At 69.6% G+C, this 15,758-nt stretch carries 17 protein-coding genes and 1 riboswitch; of the genes, 3 read left to right on the top strand and 14 right to left on the bottom strand.

What is annotated here, in order from left to right:
* Positions 1-84 precede the first annotated feature (84 nt).
* Positions 85-1,578 (bottom strand): pyridoxal phosphate-dependent decarboxylase family protein, encoded by a 1,494-nt coding sequence (locus ACZ3HV_RS02385; protein WP_465680089.1) that lies wholly within the window; start codon positions 1,576-1,578, stop codon positions 85-87.
* Positions 1,579-1,754: 176 nt separating this feature from the next.
* On the opposite strand from ACZ3HV_RS02385, the gene ACZ3HV_RS02380 reads away from it, so the two are divergent.
* Positions 1,755-2,522: a hypothetical protein gene (locus ACZ3HV_RS02380; RefSeq protein ID WP_465680087.1), complete on the top strand. Its 768-nt coding sequence runs from the start codon at positions 1,755-1,757 to the stop codon at positions 2,520-2,522.
* Here ACZ3HV_RS02380 and ACZ3HV_RS02375 read toward each other — a convergent pair.
* The 11 genes from ACZ3HV_RS02375 to ACZ3HV_RS02325 form a co-directional block, all read right to left on the bottom strand.
* Entirely contained in the window at positions 2,496-3,818 is a 1,323-nt protein-coding gene (locus ACZ3HV_RS02375; RefSeq protein WP_465680085.1) for a serine hydrolase domain-containing protein, read from the bottom strand. The two genes, ACZ3HV_RS02380 and ACZ3HV_RS02375, sit on opposite strands and share 27 nt — an antisense overlap.
* A complete protein-coding gene (gene gcvP / locus ACZ3HV_RS02370) occupies positions 3,815-6,655 on the bottom strand; it encodes an aminomethyl-transferring glycine dehydrogenase (protein ID WP_465680083.1) in 2,841 nt (946 codons plus the stop codon). The genes ACZ3HV_RS02375 and gcvP overlap by 4 nt, the downstream gene beginning before the upstream one ends.
* Before the next feature lie 82 nt (positions 6,656-6,737).
* Positions 6,738-6,827, bottom strand: a riboswitch (glycine riboswitch).
* 135 nt (positions 6,828-6,962) lie between these two features.
* Positions 6,963-7,577 (bottom strand): MerR family transcriptional regulator, encoded by a 615-nt coding sequence (locus ACZ3HV_RS02365; RefSeq protein ID WP_465680081.1) that lies wholly within the window; start codon positions 7,575-7,577, stop codon positions 6,963-6,965.
* Positions 7,578-7,785: 208 nt separating this feature from the next.
* The gene (locus tag ACZ3HV_RS02360; RefSeq protein WP_132143593.1) at positions 7,786-8,280 is read right to left on the bottom strand and encodes a bifunctional nuclease family protein; all 495 of its coding nucleotides are present in this window, start codon (positions 8,278-8,280) and stop codon (positions 7,786-7,788) included.
* A 48-nt stretch (positions 8,281-8,328) separates the two neighbouring features.
* Positions 8,329-9,012, bottom strand: coding sequence for a transcriptional regulator FtsR (gene ftsR / locus ACZ3HV_RS02355; RefSeq protein ID WP_465680079.1), 684 nt, complete (start codon positions 9,010-9,012; stop codon positions 8,329-8,331).
* Complete coding sequence (locus ACZ3HV_RS02350) at positions 8,999-9,535, bottom strand: FHA domain-containing protein (RefSeq protein WP_360378853.1); 537 nt, start codon at positions 9,533-9,535, stop codon at positions 8,999-9,001. The genes ftsR and ACZ3HV_RS02350 overlap by 14 nt, the downstream gene beginning before the upstream one ends.
* A 157-nt stretch (positions 9,536-9,692) precedes the next feature.
* Positions 9,693-10,073 carry a glycine cleavage system protein GcvH gene (gene gcvH, locus ACZ3HV_RS02345; RefSeq protein WP_465680077.1) on the bottom strand — a complete coding sequence of 127 codons (381 nt, stop codon included), beginning with the start codon at positions 10,071-10,073 and terminating at the stop codon, positions 9,693-9,695.
* Between the two features lie 31 nt (positions 10,074-10,104).
* Positions 10,105-11,031: a DUF881 domain-containing protein gene (locus ACZ3HV_RS02340; RefSeq protein ID WP_465680075.1), complete on the bottom strand. Its 927-nt coding sequence runs from the start codon at positions 11,029-11,031 to the stop codon at positions 10,105-10,107.
* Position 11,032: 1 nt separating this feature from the next.
* Positions 11,033-11,365 carry a small basic family protein gene (locus ACZ3HV_RS02335; RefSeq protein WP_131352136.1) on the bottom strand — a complete coding sequence of 111 codons (333 nt, stop codon included), beginning with the start codon at positions 11,363-11,365 and terminating at the stop codon, positions 11,033-11,035.
* Positions 11,362-12,150: a DUF881 domain-containing protein gene (locus ACZ3HV_RS02330; protein WP_465680073.1), complete on the bottom strand. Its 789-nt coding sequence runs from the start codon at positions 12,148-12,150 to the stop codon at positions 11,362-11,364. Before ACZ3HV_RS02330 ends, ACZ3HV_RS02335 begins: the two co-directional genes overlap by 4 nt.
* 78 nt (positions 12,151-12,228) lie before the next feature.
* Positions 12,229-12,825, bottom strand: coding sequence for a CDP-alcohol phosphatidyltransferase family protein (locus ACZ3HV_RS02325; protein ID WP_465680071.1), 597 nt, complete (start codon positions 12,823-12,825; stop codon positions 12,229-12,231).
* A 211-nt stretch (positions 12,826-13,036) separates the two neighbouring features.
* Between ACZ3HV_RS02325 and ACZ3HV_RS02320 the strand changes: the two genes are divergently transcribed.
* Positions 13,037-13,405, top strand: coding sequence for a YciI family protein (locus tag ACZ3HV_RS02320; RefSeq protein ID WP_465680069.1), 369 nt, complete (start codon positions 13,037-13,039; stop codon positions 13,403-13,405).
* Positions 13,405-14,595 (top strand): RNA polymerase sigma factor, encoded by a 1,191-nt coding sequence (locus ACZ3HV_RS02315; protein ID WP_465680067.1) that lies wholly within the window; start codon positions 13,405-13,407, stop codon positions 14,593-14,595. The genes ACZ3HV_RS02320 and ACZ3HV_RS02315 overlap by 1 nt, the downstream gene beginning before the upstream one ends.
* On the opposite strand, the gene ACZ3HV_RS02310 is transcribed toward ACZ3HV_RS02315, so the two are convergent.
* Positions 14,584-15,351, bottom strand: a complete 768-nt coding sequence (locus tag ACZ3HV_RS02310; RefSeq protein WP_465680065.1) for a class I SAM-dependent methyltransferase — start codon at positions 15,349-15,351, stop codon at positions 14,584-14,586. The two genes, ACZ3HV_RS02315 and ACZ3HV_RS02310, sit on opposite strands and share 12 nt — an antisense overlap.
* Complete coding sequence (locus tag ACZ3HV_RS02305; protein ID WP_465680063.1) at positions 15,348-15,734, bottom strand: VOC family protein; 387 nt, start codon at positions 15,732-15,734, stop codon at positions 15,348-15,350. The genes ACZ3HV_RS02310 and ACZ3HV_RS02305 overlap by 4 nt, the downstream gene beginning before the upstream one ends.
* Positions 15,735-15,758 lie beyond the last annotated feature (24 nt).

Raw genomic sequence — 15,758 nt, 5'->3', positions numbered from 1 at the left:
GAAGCGACTGGAGCGACGAGGGAAGGCCGGGAGACCAAGCCCCATGACCACGCCGGCGCCGAAGGCCCGGCCAAAGTACAGAACTCACGCTGCTCCTTCGCCAGTTTCCGCCAGCACGTTCAAGCCGGTGGCTACGACCTGATCGAGCAGATTCTCGATGTCCGTCGCAGTGGCATTCGGGTTCAGCAGCGTCAGCTTCAACGCGACCGCCGCCGGGCGGCCGCCGCGGGCCGGGAGCTTCGTCCGGCCGATCAGCACCCGCCCGGACGTCAGCAACCGGCGCCGGACCTCACCCTGGAGGGCATCCGCCGCGGACGCCTCCAGCCCCTGCCCGGCGACCCGGAACAGCACCGTGGTCAGGGTCACCGGCGCCAGCAACTCAAGGTTGCTGTCGGCAACGACCCGGGCCGCGGCGGCGTGCGCGAGCTCGTGACAGGTGTCGAGCATTGTGCCCAGTCCGGCCCGCCCGTATGCCGTCAGTGTGGTGGCGACCTTGACCGCATCCGGACGACGGGTGGTCTGCAGGCTCCTGCCGAGCAGACCGTCCAGCCCGGAGTCGATGTCGTCGGCCGGGTTCAGGTAGTCCACCGAGCGGCCGAAGGCGGCGAACCGGTTCCGGTCAGCCACCAGCAGCACGCTGGTCGCGGCCGGCTGCCAGCCGATCTTGTGCAGGTCCAGCGTGACCGAGTCCGCGTGCGGCAGGTCCGCGAGCAGCGCCGCGAGCCGATCCGAGAACAACGCCCCGAACCCGTACGCCGCGTCCACGTGCACCCAGGCGCCGTACCGTCGGGCCAGCTCGGCGATCGGCGCGATCGGGTCCACCGTGCCGAAGTCCGTCGTACCGGCCGTGGCGATCACCGCGACCGGCGTACGGCCGGGTTTGGCGAGCTCGTCGGCCAGTACGTCGGTGCGCATCCGGAAGTTCTTGTCGGAGGCGATCGTGATCGCGGCCTCCTCACCGAGCCCGAGGGCGGCGCAGGCTCGCTGGACCGAGAAGTGGGCGAGCTCGGAGCAGAACACCACCGGGCGATCGAGTCCCTGCAGGCCATTGCGCCGTACGTCGACTCCCGCAGCGGCGGCCGCGACGTCGCGAGCGATCAGCACGGCGAGCAGGTTCGAGATCGAGCCGCCCGGCGTGAGTACGCCGTCCGCCGCCGGACCGAACCCGGCCAGGCCGGCCAGCGCCTTGACCACCCACTGCTCGATCGCGAGCGTCGCGGGACCGGAGTCGTAGGTGTCCATCGACGCGTTGCTCGCCGACGCCAGTGCGTCCGCGTCCACCGCGACCTGCAGCACCGGCGGCTGCAGGTGCGCGGCCGCGTGCGGGTGGCTCAGGTCGATCCCGTTCTCCTCGAGTAGGCCCGCGATCAGGTCCAGCGCCGCGGATTCGCCGACCCCGGTCGACGGGATTCGCGGCTCGCCCAGGACCTCCGCCGCACGCCGCAGTACCTCCGCCGGCGACCCGTGCGGCAACGGTCCACGCTCACGATCCGACACCGTCGAGGCGAGCGGCCACCGCGCGGCGAACGGGTCGCGAACGGGTGTGGGCAGCGCGGTCAGACGCGCGGGCTGCGACATCCAGACTCCCAGGAGAAGTTGTCGAGTAAGGCAAGCCTTACTAAGGCAGCCCTAACTTTTGCCGCGCTGACTCATCGTGTCAACTCGGCCACCCCCGCAGTGGCGAGCCTCACCCGTTCAGGCCTCGTTCAGCGCCTCGGTCGCAGGCTGAATCGTGAACGAAAGGAGCACAGCTCATGATCGGCTGGATGAAGCCCGGTGTCCTGCTCGCAGTCGCCGCCCTGCTCGCCGGCGCCACCCCCACCACAAGCTCCGCGCACCCGGACCACCGCCACCCGTCGACGTGCAAACTGCCGGTGTTCGGACCCGGCAGCCACTACCACCCGAAGATCAACCCCGACGACTTCTCGCCGAACGTGACCAACCCGTGGTTCCCGCTCAAACCCGGGCGCACGCTGGTCTCCACCGGCGTCAAGGACGGTGAGAAGGCCCTCAACCTGGTCGTCACGACGTCCCGGACCAGAGTGATCGCGGGAGTCCGGACCCGGATCGTCGAGGACCGCCTCTACCTGAACAACGTCCTGGAGGAGCGCACCAGCGACTACTACGCCCAGGACCGCTGCGGCAACGTCTGGTACTTCGGCGAGGACACTGCCGAGTTGGACAGCCGCGGTCGCGTCGTCAGCCGCGAAGGCAGCTTCCACGCGGGCGTCGACGGCGCGCAGCCCGGGGTCTTCATGCAGGCCCACCCACAACTCGGCCGCAAGTTCCGCCAGGAGTGGTACGCCGGCCACGCCGAGGACATCTTCTGGGTCGTCGGCCGCAACGCCAAGGTGACCGTCCCCCTCGGCACCTTCCGCCACGCCCTCCGCACAGCCGAGACAACCGCGCTCGAACCAGACGTCCTGGACAACAAGTACTACGTCAGAGGGATCGGCCAGGTCGCGGAACTGTCCGTCACCGGCCCAACCGAAGGCCTACGCCTGGTCGAGATCATCGCCTAGCCCGTACGGCGTCCTGGTCAAGACGAAGGTGGCGATGTTGAGGTGGGTGATGGTGGTGCCCTTGCGGATTACTCGGAGTTTCTCGCCGGCCAGGTAGCCGTCGCGGCCTTGGTAGAGGTCGGGCGCCAGCGGGGAGAAGCGGGTGGTGAGGCCGCCGGCGAGTTGGAGGATGCCGGCGGACACGGACATGGTGAGCGGGGTGTTGCCCCAGTACCAGTGGCCGAGGAGATCTGAGCCTTGGGTCAGCGGAGGCTCAGGCAGCCACTCGGGCGGCAGGATGGGCTCGTACGTGGCCAGCGTGTCGATCAAGTCGGGTGGCAACGAGGCGACTCGGCCGAAGGTGGCGTTGCCCAAGGTGACAGCGCCGAGCCGGCGGGCGCGGTCGACGAACAGGCCGGCCAGGAAGCCGGGCATCGAGCCGGTGTGCCCGACCAGCAGGTGCGGGTCGTCGGCAATCAGTCGCAGACCCAGTCCGTACGACGCGGTCAGCCCTTCCCGTGGATCCGCGGCCATCGGTGCCGCCATCTCCTCGACCGTGTCCCGGTGGAGCACCTCGTAGACCGGGTCGATCAAGAACATCGCGTACTTCGCCAGGTCCTCGATCGTGCTCCACAACTGCCCGGCCGGCGCCATCGCCCCCGCGTCGTACGCCGGTTCCTCCACCAGCTGACCGCTGAACGGATGCACGGAGAACCCTTGTGCGGACGCCCCCGACGGGAAGTACGTCGTACGACGCATCTCGAGCGGATCGAGGATGCGTTCCTGAACCAGCTCGAGCCACGACGAGCCCCGCAACCGGGCGACCATCTCACCGAGCAGTCCGTAGCCGAGGTTCGAGTAGTGATGGCGACGGTCGGCCGGACCCACGGCCTGCGACTCGTCCATCGCCGCCGTCAGCTGGTCGAACGTGACACCCGGACTCCGCTCCCACCACGGGCCATCGGGCTCGGCGTTCATCCCGCCGCTGTGCGCGAGCAGGTGCCGGATCGTCCGATCACCGAACGCGATCCCCGGCAGATGCTTGCCCACGGCATCGTTCAGCGCGAGCAACCCGTCGTCACGGCACTGCAGCACCAGCACAGCGGTCAGCGTCTTGGTGATCGACCCGATCCGGTACTGCACGTCCGGCCCTGGCACCCCACCATCGACGGTCGCGAACTGGCCCCGCGACCCGGTCCACACCAGCGCCCCGTCCCGGACCAGGCCGGCATTCACCGACGGCAACTTCCCTTCGCTCTGCGCCGCCGCAATCCCGGCCAAGAGCGCGGCGGCGGTATCAGGTCGAACCAGGGTCACTCAAAGGCCTCCGGGGATGGGCAGGAGCAGATGAGGTTGCGGTCGCCGTAGGCGCCGTCGATGCGGCGGACCGGGGGCCAGTACTTGGAGGTCCGGTCGACCGAGCGCGGGAACGCGGCCTCCTCGCGGGTGTAGGCGTGCTCCCACTTGTCGTTGATCACCGACTCGGCGGTGTGCGGCGCGTTCACCAGCGGGTTGTCGGCGGCCGGCCACTCCCCCGCCGCGACCCGGTCGATCTCGTGCCGGATCGCGATCATCGCGTCGCAGAACCGGTCGAGCTCACCGAGATCCTCGGACTCGGTCGGCTCCACCATCAGCGTGCCGGCCACCGGGAACGACATCGTCGGCGCGTGGAAGCCGTAGTCGATCAGCCGCTTCGCGACGTCGTCGACGCTGATCCCGGTCTCCTTGGTCATCGGCCGCAGATCCAGGATGCACTCGTGCGCGACCAGGCCGTTCTCGCCGGTGTAGAGCACCGGGAAGGCGCCCTCGAGCCGCTTCGCCACGTAGTTCGCGGTCAGTACGGCGGCCTTCGTGGCGGCCGTCAGGCCCTCGGCACCCATCATCCGGATGTACGCCCACGAGATCGCCAGCACACCGGCGGAACCGAACGGCGCGGCGCTGATCGGCCCGACCCCGGACTCCGGACCGGCCTGATCCAGCAGCGGGTGGTTCGGCAGGTACGGCGCCAGGTGCTCGGCCACGGCCACCGGTCCGACACCCGGACCACCGCCGCCGTGCGGGATGCAGAACGTCTTGTGCAGGTTCAGATGGCTGACGTCGCCGCCGAACTCACCGGGCTTGGCCAGGCCGAGCAGCGCGTTCAGGTTCGCGCCGTCGACGTACACCTGGCCGCCGTGGTCGTGGACGATCTGGCAGACCTCGCGCACGCTCTCCTCGTACACGCCGTGCGTCGACGGGTAGGTGATCATGATCGCCGCGAGGTGCGCAGCGTGCTCGGAAGCCTTCGCCCGCAGGTCGTCCAGGTCGATCGTGCCGTCATCGTTGCCCTTGACAACGACCACCTTCATGCCGGCCATCACCGCGGAGGCGGCGTTCGTGCCGTGCGCACTCGCCGGGATCAGGCAGACGTTCCGCTCGAAGTCGCCCTGCGCGTGGTGGTACCCGCGGATCGCGAGCAGACCGGCGAGCTCACCCTGCGAGCCCGCGTTCGGCTGGATCGAGACCTTCGCGTACCCGGTCACCTCGGCCAGCCAGCGCTCCAGCTGGCCGATCAGCGTCACGTACCCGGCCGCGTCCTCGATCGGCGCGAACGGGTGCACATCGGAGAACTCCGGCCAGGTGACCGGCTCCATCTCGGTGGTCGCGTTCAGCTTCATCGTGCAGGACCCGAGCGGGATCATCCCGCGGTCCAGCGCGTAGTCGTAGTCGGACAGCTTGCGCAGGTACCGCAGCATGGCGGTCTCGGACCGATGCGTGTTGAACACCGGATGCGTCAGGTAGTCCGTCGTCCGCGGGACGGCCACCGCGGGCGCGTCGAGCGAACCGTCGTACCGGACGCCGAAGGACTGGCAGACCCGGGTCAGCGCGGCGACATCGGTCTTCTCGTCACAGGAGATGCCGACGTGGTCCGCGTCGACCTGCCGGAGCCAGATGCCGTTCTGCCGGGCGGCGTCGACGACGTCCGCGGCCTGGCCGGGAACCCGGGCGAGCACGGTGTCGAAGAAGTCGGCGTGCACAACCTCGACACCACCCGCGCGCAGGGACGCGGCCAGCTTGCCGGCGTACCCGTGGACCCGCTCGGCGATCGCCTGCAAGCCGTCGGGCCCGTGGTAGACGGCGTACATCGACGCGACCACGGCCAGCAGGACCTGCGCCGTACAGATGTTGGAGGTCGCCTTCTCGCGACGGATGTGCTGCTCGCGGGTCTGCAGCGCCAGCCGGTACGCCGGTGCGCCGTCGGCGTCGACCGAGACGCCGACGAGGCGACCCGGCAACGACCGCTCGAGACCGGTCCGGACGGACATGAAGCCGGCGTGCGGACCGCCGTAGAACAGCGGTACGCCGAAGCGCTGCGAGGACCCGATCACGATGTCGGCGCCGGACTCACCCGGGGCCTCGAGCACCGTCAGTGCGAGCAGGTCGGAGGCGACCGCGACCAGGGTGTCGCGCTCGTGCGCGGCGGCGATCAGCGGCTTGAGGTCACGGACGACACCACCGGAGCCGGGGTACTGCACCAGGAAGCCGAAGAAGTCACCCTCGGGCAGACCGTCGGTCGTGTCGGCGACGACGACCTCGATGCCCAGCGCCTCGGCGCGGGTCTGGACCACGGCGATGGTCTGCGCGAAGCAGTCGGCGTCGACCAGGAAGCGGTCGGACTTGCTCTTCTTGTTCGACCGGTGCGCCAGCGTCATCGCCTCGGCCGCCGCGGTGCCCTCGTCCAGCAGCGACGCGTTGGCGGTCGGCAGACCGGTCAGGTCGGAGACGGCGGTCTGGAAGTTCAGCAGCGCCTCGAGCCGGCCCTGGGAGATCTCCGGCTGGTACGGCGTGTACGCGGTGTACCAGGCCGGGTTCTCGACGAGGCGCCGGACGATGACCGACGGCGTGAAGGTGCCGTAGTACCCCTGGCCGATCATCGAGGTGGCCACGGTGTTGCGAGCGGCCAGCTGGCGCAGCTCGGTGAGAGCGTCGACCTCGGAGGCCGGTTCGGGTAGCCGGAGCGCCTCGGCGGACCGGATGGACGCCGGCACCGCGGCATCCACCAGCGCGTCGACGTCGTCGTACCCGAGAAGCTGGACCATCCGGGCGATCTCGTCCGGGCGGGGTCCGATGTGCCGGTCGGCGAAGGTCGCCGAGAGCTGGGGTGAGTTGTTCATCTAGAGGCTCCGTTGCTGACAGTGCTTCCGGTCGCCTCCCCCTCTGTCACGCCCAGCTCACGCGGGGGCGCTCCAGAGTCGCCTGTGGCACTCGGTCCATGGGCCTGAGAGGTTCCGGGGAGGAATTGCCCCTTCGGCGCCCGGATGAACGGGTCTCTCCCGAGTGCTGTGTACGGCTGCCCCGAGGCTACCAGGAATCCCCGAACAGTTCGGGCAGCAGCCCGCGAGCGTCGAGGGGTAACAACGAAGTGGCCCACACACCGCGTAGCGCGTTGGCGGTGAGTGGGCGCACAGGGTGAAGAACAGGTCAGCCGGTCATGCGGGCGCGGCGGCGGGCGGCGAGTTCGTCGTTGCCGTGGCCGTCGCCGTCCTCGTGGCCGTCGGCACGCTCGGTCGGCAGCTCCGACAGCGAACCCTCGACCTCGCGCCAGACACCACCGAGGGCGATCCCGAACACGCCCTGGCCACCGGCCAGCAGATCGATCACCTCGTCCGGCGAGGTGCACATGTAGACCGAGGCACCGTCGCTCATCAGCGTGATCTGGGTCAGGTCGTCGATGCCCTGCTTGCTCAGGTGGGCGATCGCGGTCCGGATCTGCTGCAGTGAGATGCCGGCGTCGAGCAGCCGCTTGATCACTTTGAGCAACAGGACGTCACGGAAACCGTACAACCGCTGCGTGCCGGAGCCGGTCGCCGGGCGCACGGACGGGGAGACCAGGCCGGTACGGGCCCAGTAGTCGAGCTGACGGTAGGTGATCCCGGCCGCGGCGCACGCCGTCGGACCACGGAACCCGACGTCCTCCGGCATCGGCCGCAGGTCGTCGTCGAAGAGCAGACCCTGAACGCCGGCGGCGGCCGCCGCCTCGGCGCGTGCTTCGGACGTCGACTGCGCCGTCAGATCCGTGTCGCCGGTGCGTGTCACGCCTGAGCCTCCCTGGGTACCGACTGGAACGGGTCACATCCGTGGAGTGACAACACCCCACAACTCCTTCAAGGTAAGCCGCCGACCTGGGAGGGTCAACGACAACCGCGCCGAGCGGAGAGCGTGTCGCGACCGCCGCCCGAATCGTTACCTATCTGGTCTTGTACCACGCCGGTCGGCTGACCGCTCCCGCCGCACCTCCCGGACGTCAGCTCTTGTCGAAATCCTCCGGAGTCACCTGGTCGAGGAACTCGCGGAAGCGCTCGACCTCTTCTTCCTCCTCCACCTCGTCGGCGCCGGTGTCCTCACTGTCCGGAACCGGGATGCCGGCCTCGGCCAGGATCTCCTCGGTGCAGAACACCGGTGTCCCGGTGCGCAGCGCCAGGGCGATCGAGTCCGACGGCCGCGCGGAGATCTCGGTCTTGTCGTCGAAGACCAGGATCGCTTCGAACACGCCGTCGGTCAGGTTCACGATCCGGACCTGACTGAGCGTGTGCCCGAGCACGCGGATCGTCTCGGCGAACAGGTCGTGGGTCAGGGGCCGGGGTGGCTCCATGCCCTGCTGGGCGAACGCGATCGCACTCGCCTCGGCCGCGCCGATCCAGATCGGCAGGTAACGCTCTCCGCCGACCTCCCGGAGCAGCACGATCGGCTGACTCGAGGGCATCTCTACCCGGACTCCGACCACGTCGACTTCGCGCACACCTTCAGCCTACTCCGAGGTGTTCGTCCTGGTAGGCCCTCGGGGTGGCTAGCGGGGCAGCCGGGAACGCACCAGCGCCGTGTGCAACCGGACGGCCAGCGCGGCCAGCTCCTCGGTCTGCTCGGTACGGCGGGGCCCGGTGACCTGCTCGATCAGGCCGACCTCGCGATCGGCCGCCGTACGGAACTGCCGCAGGTGCCGCGGCTCGATCCCGTACGGCGCGAACTCCGCGGCCACTCGGGCGACGACGATCGCGTCCCCGCCGTAGTGGTTGCCACGGGCCACCACCAGGCCGTGGCTCTCCAACTGGTCCAGCAGCTCCGCCGAAATCCCCGCGGCCGCGCGCAGCTCCGCCCGGGTCAGCTTCAGCTCGATGCCGTCGGCACCGAAGTCCACCGGCGCCGGCTGCCCCGGGGTCTGCGGCAACGAACTCGGGGCGACCGGTGGGCCACCGGCCGCCGGACGCAGACCGCGGTCGATCGCACCGAGGTGTTCCTTGATCACCTTCAGCGGCAGATAGTGGTCACGCTGCGCGGTCAGCACGTACCGCAGCCGCTCGACGTCCGCGGCGCTGAACTTCCGGTAGCCCGACGCGGTCCGCGCCGGTGTCACCAGTCCCTCGGCCTCGAGGAAGCGGATCTTGGAGATGGTGACGTCCGCGAACTCAGCCTGCAGCAGCTGCAGCACCGCTCCGATGCCGCGGCCCTCGATGGCCGGATCAGGCTTGGCCACTGGCGTAGTACACCAACCGGTACTTGCCGATCTGGACCTCGTCGCCGTTGGTCAGCCGGACCTCGTCGATCCGGTCCCGGTTCACGTAGGTGCCGTTGAGGCTGCCGACATCGCGGACCTTCACGCCGTTCGCGTCCCGGCGGAACTCGGCGTGCCGGCGGGACACCGTCACGTCGTCGAGGAAGATGTCGCTGTCCGGGTGCCGGCCGGCGGTGACCACGTCGACGTCGAGCAGGAACCGGCTGCCCGCGTTCGGGCCGCGCTGGACGATCAGCAGTGCGGACCCGGCCGGCAGCGCGCCGACCGCGGCCTCGTCCTCCACCGACAGCGGCTCGCCGGTGCGCTCGGGCTCGGGCTCCACACCGATCGGGGTCAGCATCGCGGTGTCGGTGACACCAGGAGTCGCCGGCGGGGCCGCCGGGGCTGCCGCCGGGCGGTCCGCGCCAGGAAGCATCGCTCCGCACTGCGAGCAGAACCGGCTGCCCTCGGAGTTCTCGTGCCCGCACTGGTTGCAGAACGGCATGCTGTGATCCTCCCGATCGCCGGCGGTCCGGCGACGTTCTCGAATGACCCCGTGTGAACAAGTGTGGACGCAGATTCGCGGACCTCAACCCTCGACCAGCGGTTGAGGTCCGGCCAACCTATCAGTCCCGGCCAAGCCCGTTGCCGGCCGGTGACGCTCAGCTCTGGTCGAGCTGTCCCTGGTAGGTCTCGGCGTCCATCAGCGCCTCCACCTCGGCGGTGTCCTCGAGCTCGATGTCGAGCAGCCAGCCCTCGCCGTACGGGTCGCTGTTGACCAGGTCCGGCTGGTCGGCGAGCGCCTCGTTGACGGCGGTCACGGTGCCGTTGACCGGCGCGAACAGGTCGCTGACGCTCTTGGTCGACTCCAGCTCGCCACAGGCGTCGCCGGCCCGCACCGCGCTGCCCACCTCGGGCAGCTGCACGTACACGATGTCACCGAGCGCGTCCTGCGCGAAGTCGGTGATACCGACCCGCACCGGGCCCTCGCCGGCCTTCACCCACTCGTGCTCGGCCGTGTACTTCAGGTCTTCGGGGTACACCTCGGTCCTCTTTCTGCTGGGAACGTCTGGCCTACTTGGTCGGGCTGGGCGCCGGGCGAGCGTAGCGATGCTCCTCCGGCGCGTGCAAGGCGGTGATCTGGACCGAGTCGAGCTCGTTCACCTCGGCCGTGCCACCCACCTGCGGACCGGTCACCTCGCTGACCAGGCCGCCCGGGAAGTTGGCCGCCTCGGCCAGGTTGTGCGACTCCCCGATGGCCTCGACAACGTACGGCGAATTCACCTTCTGACCGTCGATCCGGATCCCCGGCGCGTCGTCGACGAAGTCCGTACTCGCGACCACCCGGGCGGACCCGTTGATCTGGATCGCCTCGGCGCCGGCATCGCGCAGCTCCTCGATCGCGTCCAGCAGGTTGCTCGAGGTCATCTTGCCCTGGGGGTCGTTCAGCGTGATCCGGACGCCGGGTCCGGTCGCGGGCAGCGTGCCGGCCAGGATGCCGAGCACCCGGACCTGGGCCTCGGCCTGCTCGCGCGCGGTCTGGGCCTTGTCGGCGCTGGAGGACAGCGAGTTCTTCCGCTCCTCCAGCTCGGCGATCTCGCTCTCCAGCCGGCGGGTGTTCTGGCCGAGGCCGTCGAGGATCGCGATCAGATCCTCGCGGCGGGCGTTCTGGTACCCGTCGTCGGCCCGGTTCACCCGGACCTGGACGACGGCCATGCAGGCGACGAGCGCCAGGACGACGGCGACGATCGCCTGGCCGCGGGACGGCTTGAACCCGGCCTTGAGCCGGCGCAGCGCCAGGTTCGGCGTCCGCGGCTTCTTCGGCTGCGGCATCGGCGTCGGCCCGCCCGGCTGCGGCGGCTCGACCGCCTGCGATTCGGCCGGCTGCGGCTCGACCGGCTGCGATTCGGCCGGCTGCGGCTCGACCGGCTGCGGCTCGACCGGATCGGGCTTCGCGCCGGGCTTCGGATCGGGCTTCGGATCGGGTTTGTCGTCGCTCATGTCAGGCCCTGAAGATGTGCCGGCGGATGGCGGCCATGTTGGTGAAGATCCGGATACCGAGGACGACGACCACGCCGGTGGACAGCTGCGAGCCGACGCCCAGCTGGTCACCCAGGTAGACGATCAGTGCCGCGATCAGGACGTTCGACACGAACGAGACGACGAACACCTTGTCGTCGAAGATCCCGTCCAGGAACGCCCGCAGCGCCCCGAACACCGCGTCGAGGGCGGCGACCACGGCGATCGGCAGGTACGGCTGGGCCCACTCCGGGACGTCGGGCGCGACCAGCAGGCCGATCACGACACCGATCACCAGCCCGAGTACGGCGATCATCTCGACCTCACCTTCGCGTAACGCAACGCGATGGTCGCATCGGCCGGCACCAGCACGGAATCCTCCGTCGTGATCGTCATCCGGACATCGAAGTTGCTGACCAGGTACTGCACCCACTGGCCACCCGAGCTCTGCGCGAACCGGGCCGGCACGGTCGCCGTGTCCCCGATCGCGAGCACTGTGTACGGCGGGGTCAGCGAACTGTAGTCGACCGTGATCGCGCTGCCCGCACCCCGGATCGCGGTCAGCGAGGTGAGCCGATGACCGTTCACCGAGATCGCCTCCGCGCCCGAGGTCCACAGGCCGTTGACCAGTTGCTGCAGGTCGACGTCGAGCAGGCGGCCTTCCTTGTCGGCGTCCTTCGCGTCGTCGACCACCACCTTGAGGCCCGGACCGGTGACCGCGATCGCGCCGGTGCGCAGCTCGAGGTCGTCCAGCTGCTGCTGCAACGTCGCGCCCGAGCTGGTGTTACCCAGTCCGCTCGCCTGCAACCGGCGTACCTCGTCGGCCAGCTGGGTCTGCTGGGTGCGCAGGCCGTTCAGCCGGGTGTCGGCCTGGTTGATCCGGGTGACCAGCTCGTCGCGCTGCTGCTCCGCCGCGGGCGCACTGCGGTAGTTCTGCGCGGCCGCGACCGCGAGCAGGAAGCCGAGCACGAGCGTGGCCGCCACCAGCATCACCCGGTGTCTGGACCGGAACGGTTTGCCGCCTTGTTTCGGCCGGGTCCGGGCGGCGACGGCGTACCCCTCGTCGAGCGGGTGCGCCATCAGGTTGTTCAGCAGCGACATCGACGCGTCGACACGGCGCGGCTTCGGCGGGCCATCCTTCGGTGGCGCAGACTTCGGTGGCGCAGGCTGGGTCACGGTCTACCCGGCCGGGTCGTTGATCGGTTTCACCGTCTGGACGAGGTGGCGCAGCTGAGCGAAGTACAGAGCGCCGGCCCAGTAGTACAGACCGGTCCCCCAGATCGCGAACGCCCAGCCGAACACGCGGGCGAGCAGGTTGAGGGTGCTGTCGCCGTCGCCGAGCAGGAGCAGCGGGAACGCGTACAGCAGGCAGAACGTGGCCGACTTGCCGAGGAAGTGCACCGGCAGCGCGTTGAAACCGCGCCGGTGCAGCGCCGGCAGGGTGAAGATGAGCAGCAGATCACGCAGTGGCAGCGCGATCGCCAGCCACCACGGGATGATGTCGCGTAGCGCCAGGCCGATCACGGTCGCGAAGATGTAGAGCCGGTCCGCGACCGGGTCGAGCATCTGGCCGAGCCGGGTGGTCTGGTTCATCCGGCGGGCGATCTGGCCGTCGGCCCAGTCGGTGAACCCGGAGACGGCCAGCACCAGCAGCGCCCAGCCGTCCTCCTCCGGGCCGAGGATCAGCCACAGGAACAGCGGCACTCCCAGCAACCGGAGGAAGCTGAGCGCGTTCGGGATCGTGAGCACCCGGTCGGACACTTCCACCTCCGGCACGCGACCCCTCCCTCTCTCCACCCTGAAATACCGGTCGTAACTGTACTTGGGCGCGTCGACAGGTTTACGCCCGGCCATCCCGGGGCAGGCCGGGCCTTCCCCTGATACCTGAACGCGCCGGCCCCGTTCCCGCTACGCCCGCTGCAAACCAGTGACCCGATCGATACGCAAGGGTGATGCTTAGCTCGTTGTACAAACGGGAGGGGTAGGCATGAAGTTCCTGGTGCTCATTTACGGCAACCCGGAGTCCCGGGCGGTGTGGGACTCGCTGACCGACGAGCAGAAGAAAGAGGGCATGGCCGGGTACGCCGCTCTGCACGAGGCACTCGCCGCGCGCGGGGAGCTGGTCGCGTCGGAGTCGCTGGACGACCCGGGCCTCACCAAGCAGGTGCTCGTCCGGGACGGCCGGCCGATGACCACCGACGGACCGTTCGCCGAGGTCAAGGAGCAGTTGGCCGGGTTCTACCTGCTCGACTGCGACTCCATGGACCGTGCCGTCGAGATCGTCGGGCAGATCCCGGAGGCGCCGTTCAGCGTCGTCGAAGTGCGGCCGGTCCGCGACCTGTCGGCGTACACCTGATGCAGCTCGAGGAGCTGCTGCGGGAGCAGGCGCCGCAGGTGCTCAGCGCGCTGGTCCGCCGGTACGGCGACTTCGACGCGTGCGAGGACGCCGTCCAGGAGGCGCTGCTGGCCGCGTCACTGCAGTGGCCGGGTGACGGCGTACCGGACAATCCGCGCAGCTGGCTGATCACGGTCGCGTCGCGGCGCCGGATCGAGGTACTGCGCAGCGAGGCGGCGCGGCAGCGGCGGGAGGAGACGATCGCCACCGCTCCGGAACCGGAGCCCGCGTCCTCGGTCGACGACTCGCTGACGCTGCTGATGCTCTGCTGTCATCCGTCGCTCACTCCGCAGTCGCAGATCGCGCTCACCTTGCGGGCTGTCGGCGGGCTGACCACCAGCGAGATCGCCCGGGCGTTTCTGGTGCCGGAGGCAACGATCGGGCAGCGGATCAGCCGGGCGAAGGCCAAGTTGCAGGGTGCCCGGTTCGCCTTGCCACCGGCGGCCGAGCAGCCTGAGCGGCTGGCCGCCGTACTGCAGGTGCTGTATCTGATCTTCAACGAGGGCTACACCGCGTCGTCCGGGTCGTCGCTGCACCGGGTCGAGGTGAGCACGGAAGCGATCCGGTTGACCCGGCAGTTGCACGCGGAGCTGCCCGCCGAGGGCGAGGTGGCCGGGCTGCTCGCGTTGCTGCTGCTCACGGATGCGCGCCGGCCCGCGCGGACGACGGCGGACGGCGCGCTGGTGCCGTTGCCGGAACAGGACCGGACGCTGTGGGACGCGCAGGCGATTGCCGAGGGCACCGAGTTGATCGCGTCGACGCTGCGGTCCGCACCGGTCGGCGCGTACCAGCTGCAGGCCGCGATCGCCGCGGTCCACGACGAGGCGAAGCGGGCCGAGGACACCGACTGGCGCGAGATCCTGATGCTGTACGAACTGCTCGAGTCGACCGCGCCCGGTCCGATGGTCACGCTCAACCGGATCGTCGCGGTCGCCATGGTGCACGGGCCGGCGGCGGGGCTGGCGCTGCTCGACGACGCCGATCCCGCGTTGAAGGATCACCACCGGCTGGCCGCCGTACGTGCTCATCTGCTCGAGCTGTCGGGCGACCAGCCGGCCGCCCGGGCCGCCTATCAGCTCGCAGCGCGGCTGACGCAGAGCGCGCCGGAGCAGCGGTATCTCCAGTCCCGCGCCGACGCGCTAGAGGGCTAGCGGCCGGCCCCAGCTCAGCTCGGCCTCGATCTGCAGCGCCAGTACGCCGTCCTGCACGTAAGGGCGCACGGCCGCCTCGACGCCGGCATCGAACTCGGCCGCCTCGTCGGCGGGCATCAGGTCGCGGGCCAGGCTCGAGGTCGAGTGGAACTGTTCGATGTAGTCGGCGACCCGCTGGTGATACGTCACCGGCGCGGTCCTCGCCGTACCGGTCAGCTCGAGCAGCCCGCGCTCGCGGATCGCGTCCACCACACTGAACCTCGGGTCGTGGTTCTGCTTGCGCGAGTGGCGTTCGATGACCTTGACGAGATCGTCCCACCACGGTTGGTCCACCGGACCGTGCTCGATCACGACGAGCTGCGCGTTGGGGGTCAGGTGCGGGACGATCCGGGCGAACGTCTCCTCCCACGGCATCCAGTGGATGCTCGCGCCGGCGGTGACGAGTGCGTACGGGCCATCAAGCTCGGCCGTCTCGATGCCGCTCACCTGCCAGCGGATCGTCTCCTGATCCCCGCCGGGCCGGCGCTTCCCCGCGTCGACCATCGCTTGCGAGATGTCGATCGCGTCGACGCGCTCAACCCTGGGCGCCAACGGTCGCGCGATCGCACCTTCACCAGCGCCGATGTCCAGCACGCGCCGCGGCTCGTCGGCGATCAGCGCTTCGAGCCGGTCGAAGACCTCATCCGGGTACGGCGGGCGATGCTGGTAGGCCTCCGCCACCGCTTCGTGCTGGAACGTCCCCGCAAGATCCGTCATTCGATCCCCCATTTGGTCGCGTTGTCGGTGAAGTACGTCGGGTCGCTGTGGACCGGGATGACACAGAGGAGATGGCCGCCGGGAGCCTGCAGGGTGTGGCAGCCCTGCCAGCTGGAGACCTCGACGGCGCCCAGGTCTTGAAGTCGCTTGACCTCGGCGGCGACGTCGTCGGTTTCGATGTCGAGGTGGTAGCGCGGTTCGTCGTCGACCGATTGGATCGCCAGCACATAGCCGGGCAGTCCCTCGTGGAGAGTGGTGTACTGCGGCTCGCCCGCCGGCGACGACGTCCGTACGCCCAGGGCCTCGGCCCAGAAGGTGGCGGCTCGGTCGGTGTCGTCCCGGCGTACGTCGATCAGGAAGGTAGACACGCGGCTGCGGTGCATGCGCCCCAACCTAGCCGCGGTTCG

This window comes from Kribbella sp. NPDC020701 (assembly GCF_055562215.1).
This window is presented reverse-complemented; position numbering and strand designations above follow the sequence as displayed.

Coding starts and splice junctions, on each gene's coding strand:
- ACZ3HV_RS02385 (WP_465680089.1), bottom strand. CDS start 1,578: ATGTCGCAGCCCGCGCGTCTGACCGCGCTGCCCACACCCGTTCGCGAC.
- ACZ3HV_RS02380 (WP_465680087.1), top strand. CDS start 1,755: ATGATCGGCTGGATGAAGCCCGGTGTCCTGCTCGCAGTCGCCGCCCTG.
- gcvP (WP_465680083.1), bottom strand. CDS start 6,655: ATGAACAACTCACCCCAGCTCTCGGCGACCTTCGCCGACCGGCACATC.
- ACZ3HV_RS02350 (WP_360378853.1), bottom strand. CDS start 9,535: ATGCCGTTCTGCAACCAGTGCGGGCACGAGAACTCCGAGGGCAGCCGG.
- ACZ3HV_RS02340 (WP_465680075.1), bottom strand. CDS start 11,031: ATGAGCGACGACAAACCCGATCCGAAGCCCGATCCGAAGCCCGGCGCG.
- ACZ3HV_RS02335 (WP_131352136.1), bottom strand. CDS start 11,365: ATGATCGCCGTACTCGGGCTGGTGATCGGTGTCGTGATCGGCCTGCTG.
- ACZ3HV_RS02330 (WP_465680073.1), bottom strand. CDS start 12,150: ATGTCGCTGCTGAACAACCTGATGGCGCACCCGCTCGACGAGGGGTAC.
- ACZ3HV_RS02320 (WP_465680069.1), top strand. CDS start 13,037: ATGAAGTTCCTGGTGCTCATTTACGGCAACCCGGAGTCCCGGGCGGTG.
- ACZ3HV_RS02315 (WP_465680067.1), top strand. CDS start 13,405: ATGCAGCTCGAGGAGCTGCTGCGGGAGCAGGCGCCGCAGGTGCTCAGC.
- ACZ3HV_RS02310 (WP_465680065.1), bottom strand. CDS start 15,351: ATGACGGATCTTGCGGGGACGTTCCAGCACGAAGCGGTGGCGGAGGCC.
- ACZ3HV_RS02305 (WP_465680063.1), bottom strand. CDS start 15,734: ATGCACCGCAGCCGCGTGTCTACCTTCCTGATCGACGTACGCCGGGAC.